15 protein-coding genes are annotated in these 15,123 nt (G+C 39.2%); 6 read left to right on the top strand and 9 right to left on the bottom strand.

Annotated elements, in window-relative coordinates; translation table 11 throughout:
• The 6 genes from MOJ78_RS11450 to corA form a co-directional block, all read right to left on the bottom strand.
• A complete protein-coding gene (locus MOJ78_RS11450; RefSeq protein WP_304977477.1) occupies nucleotides 1–1,680 on the bottom strand; it encodes a glycoside hydrolase family 13 protein in 1,680 nt (559 codons plus the stop codon).
• Between the two features lie 26 nt (nucleotides 1,681–1,706).
• On the bottom strand, nucleotides 1,707–2,528 hold the full coding sequence (locus tag MOJ78_RS11445; protein WP_304977476.1) for a carbohydrate ABC transporter permease: 822 nt from the start codon (nucleotides 2,526–2,528) through the stop codon (nucleotides 1,707–1,709).
• The gene (locus MOJ78_RS11440; protein ID WP_304977475.1) at nucleotides 2,528–3,388 is read right to left on the bottom strand and encodes a carbohydrate ABC transporter permease; all 861 of its coding nucleotides are present in this window, start codon (nucleotides 3,386–3,388) and stop codon (nucleotides 2,528–2,530) included. The genes MOJ78_RS11445 and MOJ78_RS11440 overlap by 1 nt, the downstream gene beginning before the upstream one ends.
• A 359-nt stretch (nucleotides 3,389–3,747) precedes the next feature.
• Nucleotides 3,748–4,977 (bottom strand): ABC transporter substrate-binding protein, encoded by a 1,230-nt coding sequence (locus MOJ78_RS11435; RefSeq protein WP_304977474.1) that lies wholly within the window; start codon nucleotides 4,975–4,977, stop codon nucleotides 3,748–3,750.
• Nucleotides 4,978–5,027: 50 nt separating this feature from the next.
• Nucleotides 5,028–6,032 (bottom strand): LacI family DNA-binding transcriptional regulator, encoded by a 1,005-nt coding sequence (locus MOJ78_RS11430; protein WP_304977473.1) that lies wholly within the window; start codon nucleotides 6,030–6,032, stop codon nucleotides 5,028–5,030.
• 108 nt (nucleotides 6,033–6,140) lie between these two features.
• Nucleotides 6,141–7,100: a magnesium/cobalt transporter CorA gene (gene corA / locus MOJ78_RS11425; protein ID WP_304977472.1), complete on the bottom strand. Its 960-nt coding sequence runs from the start codon at nucleotides 7,098–7,100 to the stop codon at nucleotides 6,141–6,143.
• A 156-nt stretch (nucleotides 7,101–7,256) separates the two neighbouring features.
• Between corA and MOJ78_RS11420 the strand changes: the two genes are divergently transcribed.
• Entirely contained in the window at nucleotides 7,257–7,439 is a 183-nt protein-coding gene (locus MOJ78_RS11420) for a hypothetical protein (RefSeq protein ID WP_304977471.1), read from the top strand.
• A 17-nt stretch (nucleotides 7,440–7,456) separates the two neighbouring features.
• On the top strand, nucleotides 7,457–7,717 hold the full coding sequence (locus tag MOJ78_RS11415; protein WP_304977470.1) for a spore coat protein: 261 nt from the start codon (nucleotides 7,457–7,459) through the stop codon (nucleotides 7,715–7,717).
• 46 nt (nucleotides 7,718–7,763) lie between these two features.
• Here the strand turns inward: MOJ78_RS11415 and MOJ78_RS11410 are convergent, their stop codons facing one another.
• Nucleotides 7,764–8,828, bottom strand: a complete 1,065-nt coding sequence (locus tag MOJ78_RS11410) for a sulfite oxidase (RefSeq protein WP_304977469.1) — start codon at nucleotides 8,826–8,828, stop codon at nucleotides 7,764–7,766.
• A gap of 117 nt (nucleotides 8,829–8,945) precedes the next feature.
• Here MOJ78_RS11410 and MOJ78_RS11405 point away from each other — a divergent pair, with 117 nt between their 5' ends.
• Nucleotides 8,946–10,292: a hydroxysqualene dehydroxylase gene (locus MOJ78_RS11405; RefSeq protein WP_304977468.1), complete on the top strand. Its 1,347-nt coding sequence runs from the start codon at nucleotides 8,946–8,948 to the stop codon at nucleotides 10,290–10,292.
• 1 nt (nucleotide 10,293) lies between these two features.
• On the opposite strand, the gene MOJ78_RS11400 is transcribed toward MOJ78_RS11405, so the two are convergent.
• Nucleotides 10,294–11,070: a cyanophycinase gene (locus MOJ78_RS11400; protein ID WP_304977467.1), complete on the bottom strand. Its 777-nt coding sequence runs from the start codon at nucleotides 11,068–11,070 to the stop codon at nucleotides 10,294–10,296.
• The gene (locus MOJ78_RS11395; RefSeq protein ID WP_304977466.1) at nucleotides 11,064–11,303 is read right to left on the bottom strand and encodes a hypothetical protein; all 240 of its coding nucleotides are present in this window, start codon (nucleotides 11,301–11,303) and stop codon (nucleotides 11,064–11,066) included. Before MOJ78_RS11395 ends, MOJ78_RS11400 begins: the two co-directional genes overlap by 7 nt.
• A gap of 113 nt (nucleotides 11,304–11,416) precedes the next feature.
• On the opposite strand from MOJ78_RS11395, the gene MOJ78_RS11390 reads away from it, so the two are divergent.
• Genes MOJ78_RS11390 through MOJ78_RS11380 form a run of 3 tightly spaced genes read left to right on the top strand, consistent with a single transcriptional unit; the run spans nucleotide 11,417 to nucleotide 15,121 of the window.
• Complete coding sequence (locus tag MOJ78_RS11390) at nucleotides 11,417–12,928, top strand: spore germination protein (protein WP_304977465.1); 1,512 nt, start codon at nucleotides 11,417–11,419, stop codon at nucleotides 12,926–12,928.
• On the top strand, nucleotides 12,921–14,036 hold the full coding sequence (locus tag MOJ78_RS11385) for a GerAB/ArcD/ProY family transporter (RefSeq protein WP_304977464.1): 1,116 nt from the start codon (nucleotides 12,921–12,923) through the stop codon (nucleotides 14,034–14,036). Before MOJ78_RS11390 ends, MOJ78_RS11385 begins: the two co-directional genes overlap by 8 nt.
• Complete coding sequence (locus MOJ78_RS11380) at nucleotides 14,033–15,121, top strand: Ger(x)C family spore germination protein (protein WP_304977463.1); 1,089 nt, start codon at nucleotides 14,033–14,035, stop codon at nucleotides 15,119–15,121. Before MOJ78_RS11385 ends, MOJ78_RS11380 begins: the two co-directional genes overlap by 4 nt.
• The last annotated feature ends 2 nt before the right edge of the window (nucleotides 15,122–15,123 follow it).

Genomic DNA, 15,123 nt, shown 5'->3' with positions numbered 1-15,123 from the left:
TCAATGGATTTTGTACACACGTGATTCGTATGGTCTAAGTTTGAAGTCTAGAAGTTCGTTGTCGCAATCGTAATTGCTGATCAGGATTTCAATGTGATTAGAGTCCTTCAACCCGTCAGGTATTTCGAAGTGTATTATTTCTTTTCTAAAATTGCTGATAACCAACAGCTTTTCTCCATCTAATTCTCGAATAAATGCATAGATATTTTCATCGTCCTCAAGCAATGGCACGTATGAACCATAGATGATAATGTCATTTTCTTTGCGTAGCTGGATCAATTTTTTATAGTAGTTATAAACCGAACGAGGATCATTGATGTTCTGTTCTGCATTAATTTCCTTGTAATTCGGATTTACTTGAATCCATGGTGTTCCTTGTGTGAAGCCTGCATTTTCACTGTTGTCCCACTGCATTGGAGTTCGAGCGTTGTCCCTCGACTTAACGTATATAGATGACATAATATCCTCAAGGTCCGCACCATCCTCAATTTTCTCATGGTACATATTGAGTGTTTCAATATCGCGGTAATCGTTTATTGTTGGGAACTGTATATTCGTCATCCCAAGCTCCTCACCCTGATATATATAAGGGGTTCCTTGCATCATATGAAGTGTTGTAGCAAGCATTTTAGCTGAAATTTCTCTGTATTCAGGTGAATCGTTTCCGAAGCGGGATACGATTCTTGGCTGGTCGTGATTGTTCCAATATAGACTGTTCCAACCTTTCCCTTCGAGCTTTTGCAGCCATCCACTGAAGATCTTTTTCATTTCAACGAGTGACCACGGCTGGACATCCCACTTCCCACCAGGACCTGAGTCTAGATCCATATGCTCAAAGTGAAACACCATGTTCAGTTCGTTCCGCTCTTCCCCTGTATAAAGGGCTCCTTGTTCAGGGGTGATACCTGGCATTTCCCCGACTGTCATAATATCAAAATCCGAAAGAACTTCCTTATTCATTTCTTGTAAATAGTCATGTATTTTCGGTCCGTTCATAAAATATTGAGCACCGGATGCATAACGCTTTCCTTCAATAAGGTCGGCATCTGGATAGTTCGGATCTTTAGAGATGAAATTAATGACGTCCATACGGAACCCATCAATGCCTTTATCGAGCCACCAGCGAATCATCTTGTAAACTTCTGATCGAAGCTCTGGGTTCTCCCAATTCAAATCTGGCTGTTTTTTTGAAAACAAGTGGAGGTAATAATCGTCTGTCGCCTCATTGTAATGCCAAGCTGGTCCGCTGAATGCTGCTTCCCAGTTGTTTGGCTCCTTCCCATCCTTCCCGGAGCGCCAAATATAGTAATCTCGGTATGGATTATCTTCTGATTTGCGAGCTTCAGAAAACCAATGATGCTCGTCAGATGTATGGTTGACGACAAGATCCATGATCAACTTCATATCTCGCTTATGGATCTCTTCCAGCATTCTTTCCCAATCTTCCATCGTACCGAAATCATCCATTATTTTTTGATAGTCGCTGATGTCATAACCGTTATCATCGTTCGGAGATTCGTATACCGGAGATAACCAGATTACATCCACCCCAAGATTTTTCAAGTAATCGAGCTTTTCTATAATACCTGGTATATCGCCTATACCGTCATTATTGCTGTCATTGAAACTGCGTGGGTAGATCTGATAAATGACACTTTCTTTCCACCATGTACGGTTCATAAGTCTTCTCTCCTCTCGATGTGTTTCTATTTTAATGAACCTTTCATAACTCCGCTGATGATCCATTTTTGAGCAAATATATAAACGATGACCATCGGTGCTAGTGCCATCAAATATGACGCAAAAGCAAGGTTATAGTCTGTGCTGAACTGTGATTGGAAAATGTATTGCACTAAAGGCAATGTCGCAAGGTCCGGATCACTTAAAATGATTAATGGCAGCATAAAGTCGTTCCAAGCCCATAACGTTGTTAAAATTCCAACTGTTGCGTTCATTGGCATCAACAGTGGGAAAATGACACGCCAGAAAACCTGCCATCGAGTAGCACCATCAATAATCGCAGCGTCTTCAAGCTCTAATGGAATCGATTTGATATAACCCACGTATATGAACACATTGAACGCTAGTCCATATACAATGTACAAGAAAATCAATCCTGTTAGGTTATCCATCCCCCAATTGCTTGTCTGTTTAACAATCGGCAGCATAATGATTGGAAATGGAATGAACATTGCACTCACAAAATAATAGAATAAGAATTTATAGAATCGCTTGTGCATGTTACGTGCGATTGCGTATGCAACAAGTGAATTGGTTAACAACGTCAAAATAACTACTGAAACGGTAATGATTAAACTGTTCGTCAATGCACTAAAGAAGTTTGTCAATTCAATCGCATCTAAAAAGTTTTGCCATTTCCATTCTTTCGGTAAAGCCCAGAGACTATTTGCCAATTCTTTCGGTGTTTTCAATGCAATCGTAATCGTTAAATACAATGGAAACAAAATCAGTAGAGAACCTAGCATTAGAAGAACCGTTACCGGCCAATTGATTCGTTTGCCGAACATTATGCTTGCACCTCTCTTCGTTGCAATATTTTAATTTGCACCACAGAGACAACCAGAATGACAATGAAATAAATGACGGCGTTTGCTGATTGGTAAGCGAATTCGCCACCTTGGAAACCGCCTCGATAGATTAAAAGTGATATTGATTCAGTCGCCTGTCCCGGCCCTCCCCCGGTTAACGCGATAATATGGTCAAATACCATCAGGAAGTTTTTCATCGCAAGTACCATATTGATCGTGAAAAATGGTGCGATCATAGGGAAAGTAATCTTCCAAAACTTCTTCCATGCCCCTGCTCCGTCAATACTCGCTGCTTCGTACAAATCCTCTGAAATCGTAGCAAGACCAGCTAAATAAAGAATAGTATTAAAAGCTACAGCCTGCCAAACTGCGACAATGACAATCCCGATCCATGCCAGATCTGGATTCCCAAGAATGTTTTTCGAAAGTGCTGTAATTCCTAATGAATCCGCTATTTGAGGTAGAAAATGAGCAAAAATAAAATTGAAAATATAACCTACGATCAGGATGCTTAGAATATTGGGTAAAAAGTAGACAGCACGGAGAGTTTTTTGAAACTTGATTTTAGTGTTAAGCCCTACAGCAATAAACAGACTGAAAATATTTACGAGAATGGTAGATACGATCGCAAACTTGAATGTAAATAGGTAGGCGCTACCAGCACGATCATCCTGAAAGACATTCAAATAATTTTTGAACCCGACAAAGTTCCAGTCTCCGTATCCTTTCCAATCGGTAAAACTGTAGAAAATTCCCTGTAAAGCAGGGTACGTATGAAAAACAAAGAAAATGATGAGTGCAGGTACTGCCATCCAGATGTATGCACGTTCTTTCTTCATAGCCAATTCTCCTTTCAGAGGTTGTTCAAAAAGTCCGGAGGTTCACCCGATGTGAGTCAGTTCGACGTTATTACAGGACGTGATAGGTTTAATCGAACTTCCTTTATGAGGGCTCTTTTCCTCTTCCTTTTTGAAGCTCACTTTACAATAAAAAAAGAGAGAGGGCACCGATATGATGCCCCGCTACCCTTACAAGCAAGAAATGAATAAATTTTCAACAACTAGTCTATAGACGTCGTGGAAAAGTTTAAGCCTCTAGTATAAGCGTAACTATGGTTCAGCCTGCACAAAGGCTTGGCTAGAGGCCTCTAGGGAGGCCTTGGTCATACCTTTAGATCCCATTAGGGACCAAGTTTTCTTTATCGATTCAGGACTTTATCCCACTCTTCATCCATATTCTTCAAGAAATCTTCTTTGTTTTTATTGATTAAAAATTCTTGAATTAGATTTGCTGCTTGCATACCAGATGGATAATAGTGATCAGGGAAGCTTGTCAATTTACCTTCTTCGAAGTTTGATTTGATACCTTCAAATACAGGATCTTCTTGATAAACACCTTTCACAGCAGAAAATGCTTTTTGTTCATCAATGTATTTTTGTGCACGCTCTTCATTCATCATAAATTCGAAGAACTTCATCACATCTTTATTTTCAGCCGCTTCTTTTGAAACGGTCAATAGTACATCGACACCAGATACGAGTTCGTTTTTCGCTGGGTCATTTAAGACAGGCATGGCAAATACGCCAAGGTTGATGTCAGAGTTGATTTTTTTGATTTCGGGAATTGCCCAGTTTCCTTGCAAGTAATAAAGACTTTTACCATTTGCGAATGCTTTGTTTCCATCTCCATAACCAAGTCCAAAGTTATCCTCATGACCGTAGTTAAGAAGCTTTAACATCTTGTCTGCTACTTTATCATAGCTTTCCTGGAATGTTGTTTGTCCAGCGTTTTTCTGTTTCGCGAACTCTTCACCAGCTACGTTTGCTGCGATCGAGTTCCAAGCGATCATACCTGTCCATGCATCCTTCAACGTGAAGTAGATTGGTGTCACATCGTTTTCTTTTGCTACTTCAAGTGTATTGATGAACTCGTCCCAAGTTTTTGGTACTTCGAGTCCAAGTTCGTTCATAATGTCTTTGTTATAAATAACAGCATTTGCGTTGGTCGCATAAGGAAGACCGTATACTCCATCCTTTTCTTCCCCAACAAGGTCACCAACCATCTTAACGTAAGCTGGTTGAATCTTATCGACCAGTTTGGATTCAGAGAAATCGTGAAGTACGCCAGCACGAGCAAGATCACCGTACGTTGCGTTACCACCGATGGACATGATTTCAGGCATATCATCCTTCGTCATTCGTGTTTTCAAAACGGTTTCTGCTTCAGGTGGTGCATTAAGCTCGACGTTGATTTCAGGGTACTTTTCTTCAAAATCCTTAATAATAGCCTTGTACGTTTCGACACTTTCAGATTTGTTGGAGAAAATCTCGATTGAATCATCATCTCCAGAGCAGCCTGTAAGAACAATTGCTCCTGTTAAGGTAAGTAAAGAAGTCATCAATACTTTTTTAGATCGTTTAAACATCATTTTTCATTCCTTCCCCTTTTTAGTAAACGTTTACGTAAACGCGTAAAAAATTAGATAGAACGCACACTTTCACGTTCAATTATCTCATGTCTCATGATCCGGTTTTGCGTTTGATGAGTTCCGTTATCCAACATATCAAAAATCATTTCAGATGCATTCGCTCCCATTTCAGAAAACGGTTGTGCTACAGTCGTAAGTGGCGGAATCGTCATCTCAGAGGTTTGGAGATTATCGTAACCGATGATGGAAACATCCTCAGGTACTCTCTTTCCCAATTGATTCAACGCTGATATCGCACCGATTGCCATTTCATCACTTGCAGCAAAAATCGCGGTCAGATCAGGTGCTTGTTTTAATAGCTTTGGGATTGCATTCTTCCCATTTTGAAATGAAAATCCATTTTCGTGTACGATGTCCGATTGGCTCACAGAGAAATTATGCTGAATTAATGCGTCTTGAAAGCCTGCGATACGTGGTGTACCCGCAATTGGATCTCGGATAGGACCGCTAATCATTCCAACCCTTTGATGCCCTTTGTTAATTAAGAATTTAGTACCAGTGAATGCCGCGTGACGATCATCTACTTTTACGTATGGTACATCATGCTGGTAAGACATCGTTGAAACGAGTACCAGTGGGATATTCATGTGCTGTATGGTCTCATAGTAATCCTCTTTTAACGTTTCACTTACAAATATTAATCCGTCTACTCTCTTTTCATGTAGCAGCTTTAAATATTTGTTTGTTCGTATTCCATCCGAGGCTGTATGACAGACAATCACACTCGAATCATGATTGTGCGCAACATCCTCTATCCCGTGTAGGATCTCTGATGAAAGCATACTGGAAACGTTCGGGAACAAAACCCCAATTGTTTGTGTGTTTCGGCTGATCAAGCTACGGGCGACCGCATTCGGCTTGTACGAAAGCTCGTCGATAATCTCCAGAACTCTTATCTTTGTCTTTTCTGAAAATCCTGGTTGATTGTTGAGTATTCTTGATACGGTTGCTGTAGAAACGTTGGCTTTTCGTGCAACGTCTTTAATAGTTACCATGAATATTTCCTTTCTTTTTTAAGTAAACGTTTACGTTAACTAAAATATTAACATCTAATGTAAGCCCTTTCAAACATTTTTTTCAAAATTAATATACAATTGTTTTCTTCAGTCTTTCTTAAACCACCCTCTTTTACGGAAGCTGATGTACATCCCGATACCTATTCCGAACATTAAGCCGAGAACAAGAAAATATCCATACTTCCACCGAAGCTCTGGCATATATTCAAAATTCATGCCATAAATACCTGCAATAAAGGTTAATGGCATAAAAATCGTTGTGATTACTGTTAATGTCTTAATAATGTTGTTCATCCGATAGGAGTTAAGTGAAATATAACTGTCTCTGTAATCGGAGGAAATTTCACGATTTGATTGAATCATATTAGATAATTTCAGTAAATGATCGTACACATTTTGAAAATATGCACGCTCCTCCTTATCATCCTCCATTAAGAACCGGCGTGATTCTAGGACACGGTATAACAGGTCCCGCATAGGTACGATTGATTGACGCAGTTTCAGTAAATTCCCGCGAATATCAAATACCTCGTTAATCATGACCTCCATACTCTTTTCGTACGTGTCAGTCTCGATTTTACCTAATCGATCCTCCAAATGATAAAGAATGGGGAAATATGCGTCTACTAATTTATCCATCAATTGTTGTAATACGTCCATAGGTTTTAACAAGGTGCTAGTCGACGTATTGAATTTCTCCCATGCTTGCTCAACTTCTATTAAATCTGAAAAATGAAAAGTGACAATAAAGTTCTCTCCAATGAATGCATTGATTTCCTTGGCTTCAAGTGTTTCAGGATCAATGGCATGCATGACTAAAAAGTTGTGTTGGTCATAATATTCTAATTTTGGTCTCTGTAAAGCATGAAGACAATCCTCAATAGCAAGTGGATGAAAATGAAAGTAATCCGCCAATACGTTCACTTCTTCTTCATTCGGTTGATTCAGGTCAAGCCATAAAGATTTGATATCGTGTTGTTCTAGATGATCAAGCCTAATATCCTTAAGGCAAGTTCCTTCAGTTGTTTCTGCTAGAATCCTTATCATTTTTACCTCCAAATGGGTTCAGACCAGTTCATCCAATACTATCTTCCATAATAAAGACAACAAAAATACGAATAGTAAGGAAAATTTTTTTACGCATAAAACTTCGGATTAAATCAATAATGATATATGTAATTAAATCAGAAGGGAGATTTGAACATGCCATTAAGTGAATTAGAATTGCAAAACCTTCGTCACCTGATTGGAGGACATGAAACGACTGCAAATAAGCTAGAAGCATATGCCCAACAATGTACAGATCCACAGTTGAAGCAGATGCTGCAAAAGGATGCCCAAGACGCTAAAGCTCATAAACAACAACTAATGACATTTTTAGGATAAGCGAAGGAGGTTCCATTATGAATGAAAAAGATATGGTAAATGATTACTTAGCTGCATTGAATGGGAGCATTGGGAATTACGGAAAGATCATTGCTGAAACAGAAAACCCCCAGTTGCGCCAAGCCTTACAACAAATTAGAAATGAAGACGAACAACGGCAATTTTCACTTTATCAAGCTGCAACACAAAAGGGCTACTATAAGCCAGCAGCCCAAGCAAACCCTACTCAGATCCAGCAGGTCAAATCAGAATTGACAGCCCCCCAACAACAACAATAATACAAATAAAAATGGACTGGCCGATACTTAAACTGGCCAGTCCTTATTACTCTACTTTTACTTTAATTCGATCCATCGCGTTATACCCATAGCCTTTTCTATTCCATAGCGGTGTCTCCGGTTGCATTCGATTTTCTGAATCAGTCGCTCGTACCATGATCGTATATTCACCCTTCTGATGTATGCTCCAATGATAATTCCACGAGACCCAACCATACTTGTCGGAAGAATTAGCCCGAAAGTCACAGGTGTTCCAATTCTCCCCACCGTCCATGCTTATTTCTACCTTCGCGATCATCCCTTTACCTGTCCAAGCGATGCCTTTTACTTCATAAGAACCAGTATCTAAAATTTCCATATCCAATGGCTTTTGTATTGTAGAGTTTACATTCATCGTTGTCACAGGGAATTTTCCATCATCCTTCTCTTTATCAGGATAGTAAACATAATCGACTGATTGAAAGGGTCCCGTGAATTTGTTTTTGATTACAATTAGTTGTTTGATCCATTTTACCGATGCCATCGCATACCACTCTGGCACAATCAGCCTGAACGGATAGCCATGTTTAAATGGAATTGGTTTTCCGTTGTATTCATAAGCGATTATAGTGTCGGGATGTAGAGCTTTCCCAATCGGCAGGCTACGTACAAAATTATGAATTGAATTGGAATCTTTCCTTTTTCCAAAATCGTATCCCTCAAAGACAACTTCCGTAGCGCTTTCCCTTAATCCAGTATGCTGAAATAAACTCCTTAACGGCACTCCTTTCCAATATCCTTGGCTGATTGCTCCTTTTTCCCACTGTTCGCCAAACACCTTTGGGTCAAAGAACGCTCTTTTATTACCGGCACATTCCAGAACGACCTTGATCGTCTTTGCTGGTAAAGTCAAGATTTCTTGCAGGGTAAAGCTTTTAGGCAATCCTACTGCTCCGCTTATCGGTATCGAATAAAAGTTTGATATGAAATTCGGGTAAGCAAAGTGATTCCGTCTGTAAAAAAGAAGGTCACTTATCAGTTCACCTTCAGTAAATGAAATAGGTGTTTCTTGATTTTCAGGTAATATACTCCTCGTGGTCAAATAAGGTCTTACTACTGGAATAAACTTCATCGTCTTCCTCCTTATCTGTACTAGGCATTTACCTAACACAATTTTTATGAAAAATAGTAATCATATGCACTCAATGCGTAAATAATACAGCTATACTGCTGAAGGGTGTGGTCAACATTGAAACATTACGATTGTATTGTGGTCGGAGGCGGCCTTGCTGGACTGACCTGTGCGTTAGAACTGACTTATGAAGGGAAACATGTTGCACTTTTAGAAGCAAAAGATTATATCGGTGGAAGGACAGCTTCGTGGAATGAATATGGTATGCATGTTGAATCTGGATTCCATCGTTATATAGGCTATTATTCTAAGATGCCAAAAATGCTACATAAGGCAGGAATTGATTTGAATAAGATTGTTACTTGGGAAGAGCAAGTAGAAATACGTGTTCCCGATCAAGAAAAATCGGTTGTTATGGGGGTTTCACCTTTATTCGGTCCGTTAAAGATGGTGCGGGGGATTATTGCAAACCATCCGTCCCTGACGTTAAAAGATAAGCTATCGCTCCTTTCTTTCTTTATATATGGGTTTAAGGACTATCTACTGAACCCATCAAAACTAGATCTCGTCAGTGTTAAACAGTACGCTCACCTCTATGATGTCAGTGAAGATGCTATCAATCACTTGCTTATACCTCTTTCTGCGGGGATATTCTTCTTGCCGCCACAACGGTATTCGGCCTATGTGTTTTTCGGTCTCTTTGCCCCAGGAATCCCGAAGTTTTATAAAATGCGTATCGGTGCCTTTCTCGGAGGAATGTCTGAAGTGATGTGTAACCCGATTGCAGATCGAATAAAGCAATTAGGTGGAGAGATTTATTTGGGTGAACCGGTTCAATCATTATTGTTATCTGCCTCAAAGGATCGGGTTCTGGGTATTAAAACCTCCAAAGGGGAAGAGATCCATACTGATGATGTAGTTTGGGCAACTTCGGTAGATATCGCAAAAACTGTATTGGAAAATGACTTTGCAAATGAGGGGTGGTTCGGAAAGCTCAAAAATTTAAAAATGATGGATGCTTCAACCTTTCAGATCGAACTAACTTCACCAGTCCTGCCAAAGGATATCACTACCTTTGGTCCGAACACATGTCTTGGCAGTTTCAGTGAACAATCAAGAACAACCTTCCAGGGTTCAAAAGGACGTTTGTCGATAATCTTGACACCACCCGAAAAGTTTATCGAAATGTCAGCTGAACAAACATTGGAGTATGTTCTTCATGATTTACACCGACTGAACATCGACATAAATATGGATCAGGTCCTTGACTACCGGAAAATTGATCACCCTAATGATTTTTATAGTTTAGCCCCTGGTAACGAGCAATACCGACCTGATCAGAAAACATCTGTAAAGGGTCTCATTCTAGCGGGGGATTACACTCGACAACCTTATTTTGCAACAATGGAAGGAGCAGTCGCATCAGGTATCAATGCGGCTAAGCTTGTGTCGAACAAAACTTAATTCATATTTTCTCTTCTGTTACTTTTCCAGTACTTAAGGAGTATTTGTACGCACTTGATAGTAAGTGAAGTTTTATTCCTGATATCGTCATTTCATTTTGTTCGTCTTTCTTGACAATAAAATCGAGATCACGACCATCCATAATTGCAACGACATTACTTCCCACTACACTTAATTGATTTTCATCACAAATGATCGCTGTGTTTTCGTCAATGCCGATTCCAATCATTTCTGCTGTTAATCCTACTTCATAAACCAGTCGTCCAAACCTTCCCCTTTGTGAAAAGTGTTGATCAATAATCAGGTTCTCGACAAAACCAAAACCATCACCTATGGTCAACTCATTAACTTGGTCATTTTCTTCTTTTGATTCGAGAATCATTTTCTTCCCCATAATTGTTGCTCCCGCACTTGTTCCTCCGATCATTAAGCCGGTTTTCCGCTTCTCTTTAATTAATTCAAGAATTGTACTTTCTAGTAAAATATCGGCAAGTTGACGTTGATCACCTCCAGATATAAACAAACCACTAATTTGATCTAAATGGTGTATATAGTGGTCGGTATCGTTTTTTGATTCAATTTTGAAATGGATAACTTCTTGAACACCAATCGTTTCAAACACGTTTTTATAATCTGCAAACACCTCATCTGGAACATTGCTCGCAGTAGTCAAAATACCGATCTTTTTAAAGTCACATAGCATAGCAAATGCTTTAAGGATTTGCTTTTCCCCTTTTTTATCTTCATGCCCGCCAATTATCATCAGCTTACCTACCACCGTTGCACCTTCTTCTTTCCAGTATGTATAGATCGCTCATTTTCATGTGAATCGGTTCTTTTTCTATAGTCGATTACTTCCTCTTTATATAACAAAACGAACGGAAGAGCTATGATCCATAACAGATAGATAAATAATATTAGTTTAGCTGCATCAGTCATCAAAAAAAACGCAGCCAGGAAAAAAAATAATATTAACAACAGCGGGCTTGCGTATCCGAGAACATAGAACATATGATGATCCTCCCTCCTTTTCAGTCTCTATATCATTTCCAGAGCAGGTATAATATATAACTCCACTGTGAAAAATGAAAGCATCAGTGTGTTTGAGTAAGGGGACTTTACATATGTGGAGAAGGTTGAAAAAGAGCCAAAACAATATTAGAACAAGACAAAAAAGCATGAAACAAGTGGAGTCAGTCGATTCATTGATCTTAACACTTACACAATCCAAGGACTATTTGAGTTTCAGTCTGACGGGCTCAACAAATTGTGTAATTTCTTATATAAAAACGATGACACAACCAAAGTTTCTTCATCAATCTGTTCTTCCAGTGCTTAAAAACAATTCATTGAAAACACTAGAAGAGATGAAAGAAGAGATTCCTGTCGAAAATATTTTAATAACTACGGATTTAGAGGAAATTCGAAAAAAAGTCATGAATGGCTCTATCATGATTCAGCTCAAGGAAACAGCTCAAGAGGTGCTTCTCATTCCAGCCACTACAGTTGAAACTCGTAAAGTATCTATTCCTGAGGTGGAATTTAGTGTTGTCGGGCCGAAGGAAGCTTTTGTTGAGTCGTTAGACACGAATTTAAACCTGATCCGTAAGCGTTTACCACTGCCTGAATTGACTGTTCGAGAACTTGTAGTAGGTAAAATCACTAAAACTAGGGTAGCCGTTTTTTACATCGATGGCATAGCAAATTTGGAAAACGTAAATACAGTTGTACAAAGAATAAATGATATCGAATATGACCAAATCATAGACAGTTCGTTCATTACACAAATGATCGCGGATAACTCGAATTCTCCATTTCCGCAGTTGTTGGATACAGAACGACCAGATCGTGTAACAGGAGTGCTCGTTGAAGGGAAAATTGGCATTCTTGTGGATGGATCACCACATGCGCTTACCTGTCCAACTACGATTGTTGAATTCTTTTCAGCTTCCGACGACTATTATTTAACTTGGCACTTGGCGTCATCATTACGTCTTGTCCGATTATTTGCGGTTATCTTTTCCGTATTGACAACACCGTTGTATGTTGCAATTTTGACGTATCACCATGAAATGATCCCTGAGGACTTGATGTCAACAATCATAACCTCAAGAGCGGACATTCCTTTTCCCCCAGTACTTGAAGTAATCATACTAGAGTTGACCATTGAATTACTTCGTGAAGCTGGTGCACGATTACCCTCAAAAGTCGGTCAGACAATCGGTATTGTTGGTGGTATCGTAATCGGGACGGCTGCCGTTGATGCAGGTTTGACAAGTAACGTATTACTTATCATCGTTGCTTTGGCTGCTTTAGCCTCTTTTACAACACCAGTCTATCAAATCGGTAATACAATTCGGTTGATCCGTTTTCCATTTTTAATGGGAGCACAAATGTGGGGGTTGATCGGTATTTCAATGTGTATGGCTTTTTTTATCGGTCATCTGACAAAGTTAAGTTCACTGGGTAGACCCGTCTTTGCACCATTGTACCCTCTTCGTATCCGTGATCTGAAGGATGCCTTTGTACGGCTACCATTCAATAAACAATCTAAACGTCCGATGCAAACCCGACCCATTGATTCTGTCCGTTTTAATCCGAAGCGTGCCAATGAAAAGAGGGATATAGATGAATAAAAATCGTGGCACAACAACGGAATCTGCCTATGTCCCTGAAAATCATATGGTCCCACCAACAATGGCCTTTTTTACAATCACTGCAATGCTGATCGGCATTGGGGTACTTGGGTTCCAGCGATACATTGCCCGTGACGCTGGATATGATGGTTGGATATCGATTTTAGTCGGTGGATTGATCATGCATATTTTACTATGGATGATTTATCAGATTCTACAGGAAAGCGGCGGTGACATAGTTTCTGTTCATACTTATGTCGCAGGGAAATATTTGGGGAACTTTCTAAATATTATATTCAGCCTCTACTTCCTATTCATATGTGTGGTCATTCTACGTACTTATATTGAGGTTATTCAAGTATGGATTTTCCCTAGACTGAACGTATGGGTATTTACCTTCATCTTCATGCTTTTGATTCATTATTTAGTTTCTGGTGGTTTCAGGATTGTAGTGGGAGTTTGTATGTTCAGCGTCATCTTAGGACTTCCTTTACTCCTGTTGGACTTCTTTCCGATACAGCTAGCTCGTGTTGAAAACCTTTTCCCGGTCATCAATCATAGCGTACCTGAAATTTTAAAAGGTACGAAGACTGCTACGTTGAGTTTTTTGGGGATCGAATTATTGTTCGTGTACTATCCGTTTCTTAAAAACCCTCAATCATCAAAAAAATGGGCACATTTCGGTATGTTTTACACTACGTTATTTTATATGGGAACTGCAATAGTCGCATTTATTTATTACAGTGAGGAACAGCTTCGCCATGTCATCTGGGCAACGATCTCTCTTTGGAAAATCGTTGAATTCCCTTTCGTTGAGCGTTTTGAATATGTAGGAATAGCAATGTGGGTATACGTTATGATACCAAATGTATGTATAACATTATGGGCAGCTACTAGAATAATAAAGCGAGTGTTCCAATTTAAACAGCGGAAGGTTTTATGGTTTTACTTTATCCTTGTATATATTGCAACTTGTTTGATCAAGGATCGTGAAACAATTGATCAATTGAACAATCTTACCGGCAAAGTCGGTTTATATGTTCTTCTTTATATACCCGTGCTTTTTCTTTTGTTAAAAATCGTAACTAAAGTGAGGAATCGCAGATGAGAACAAAAGTGGTCAGGATAATAATGTTTTTTGGCTCTCTCATAATGCTGACAAGTTGTGTACCTAATTATAGTGTGGAAGATGCGGCAATGATTTCAGCCGCGGGCTATGATTATGTTGAGGAAGACAAAATAAAGGGAACTGTTTCAATTCCCCAGTTTGGTAGGCAGGAAACTGGTGGAACGATGCAGGAGAAAAAGTTGACAGCTTCTGCAAATACAGTTAGAGAAGTTCATGCAAGATTACAATCTAAATCCTCCAAACCATTAGTAATTGGAAAATTATCAGTGTCCATGTATAGCGAAGAGTTAGCGCGGAAAGATCTGGCTGATGTGATTGATAACCTAGGTCGAGATGCAAGGATCGGGAGGAATATCTTTCTTGTAATTGTTGATGGAAGTACGGAGCAGTTCCTTCAGAAAAGGTACTCGCAAACTGAAACGACTGCCAAATATTTGACAGGAATTATAAAGCATAATAATGAAAGTAATTTCCCAACGACGAATCTCCATGAATATTTATATGCCTACTATGCAGAAGGGATGGATGGATTCCTTCCAATAATGAAAACCGCGAAGGATCATGCCAAGATAACAGGCATTGCTTTTTTCAAAAAAGGACGTTTAGTATATACCATCCCCTATTCGAAGAGCTTCAATTTTAAGATAATGAATGAAAACTTTTCACAAGGAATTCAGGATATTGAGTTTAAGGATCGCCATGTTGTAATGGAGAATATCGGATCAACGGTCAAGTATCATGTAAAAGGTAATCACCAGACTCCTAAATTTCTCATTGATATTCACTTGACAGGAATTATAAATGAAGTATCGTCATTAAAAAAACAACAAGGTCCGAAAGTAGTTAAAAAAATGGAAAAAGCTTTTGAACAATTTTATAAAGAACAGTGCTCATTAATGGTCAAGGAGTTCCAAGAATACAATGTCGACCCACTAGGCCTTGGTAACGTGCTGAAAAGCCGGATCAGGAATTTTGATAATAAAAAATGGAAACAGCAATATCCAAATGCTCAAATTGATGTAAAAGTCAATGTTGAAATCGTTGAGACCGGAATATCGTCATGATC

Origin of the sequence: Alkalihalobacillus sp. AL-G (assembly GCF_030643805.1) — a bacterium.
In the GTDB taxonomy this organism is placed as follows: Bacteria; Bacillota; Bacilli; order Bacillales; family Fictibacillaceae; genus Pseudalkalibacillus.
The sequence above is the reverse complement of the archived record's forward strand: the minus strand, read 5'-3'. Positions and strand labels throughout refer to the sequence as shown.

Excerpts from the sequence above, each read along its gene's own strand:
- MOJ78_RS11450 (WP_304977477.1), bottom strand. The coding sequence starts at position 1,680 with ATGAACCGTACATGGTGGAAAGAAAGTGTCATTTATCAGATCTACCCA.
- MOJ78_RS11445 (WP_304977476.1), bottom strand. The coding sequence starts at position 2,528 with ATGTTCGGCAAACGAATCAATTGGCCGGTAACGGTTCTTCTAATGCTA.
- MOJ78_RS11440 (WP_304977475.1), bottom strand. The coding sequence starts at position 3,388 with ATGAAGAAAGAACGTGCATACATCTGGATGGCAGTACCTGCACTCATC.
- MOJ78_RS11435 (WP_304977474.1), bottom strand. The coding sequence starts at position 4,977 with ATGATGTTTAAACGATCTAAAAAAGTATTGATGACTTCTTTACTTACC.
- MOJ78_RS11430 (WP_304977473.1), bottom strand. The coding sequence starts at position 6,032 with ATGGTAACTATTAAAGACGTTGCACGAAAAGCCAACGTTTCTACAGCA.
- corA (WP_304977472.1), bottom strand. The coding sequence starts at position 7,100 with ATGATAAGGATTCTAGCAGAAACAACTGAAGGAACTTGCCTTAAGGAT.
- MOJ78_RS11420 (WP_304977471.1), top strand. The coding sequence starts at position 7,257 with ATGCCATTAAGTGAATTAGAATTGCAAAACCTTCGTCACCTGATTGGA.
- MOJ78_RS11415 (WP_304977470.1), top strand. The coding sequence starts at position 7,457 with ATGAATGAAAAAGATATGGTAAATGATTACTTAGCTGCATTGAATGGG.
- MOJ78_RS11410 (WP_304977469.1), bottom strand. The coding sequence starts at position 8,828 with ATGAAGTTTATTCCAGTAGTAAGACCTTATTTGACCACGAGGAGTATA.
- MOJ78_RS11395 (WP_304977466.1), bottom strand. The coding sequence starts at position 11,303 with ATGTTCTATGTTCTCGGATACGCAAGCCCGCTGTTGTTAATATTATTT.
- MOJ78_RS11390 (WP_304977465.1), top strand. The coding sequence starts at position 11,417 with ATGTGGAGAAGGTTGAAAAAGAGCCAAAACAATATTAGAACAAGACAA.
- MOJ78_RS11385 (WP_304977464.1), top strand. The coding sequence starts at position 12,921 with ATGAATAAAAATCGTGGCACAACAACGGAATCTGCCTATGTCCCTGAA.
- MOJ78_RS11380 (WP_304977463.1), top strand. The coding sequence starts at position 14,033 with ATGAGAACAAAAGTGGTCAGGATAATAATGTTTTTTGGCTCTCTCATA.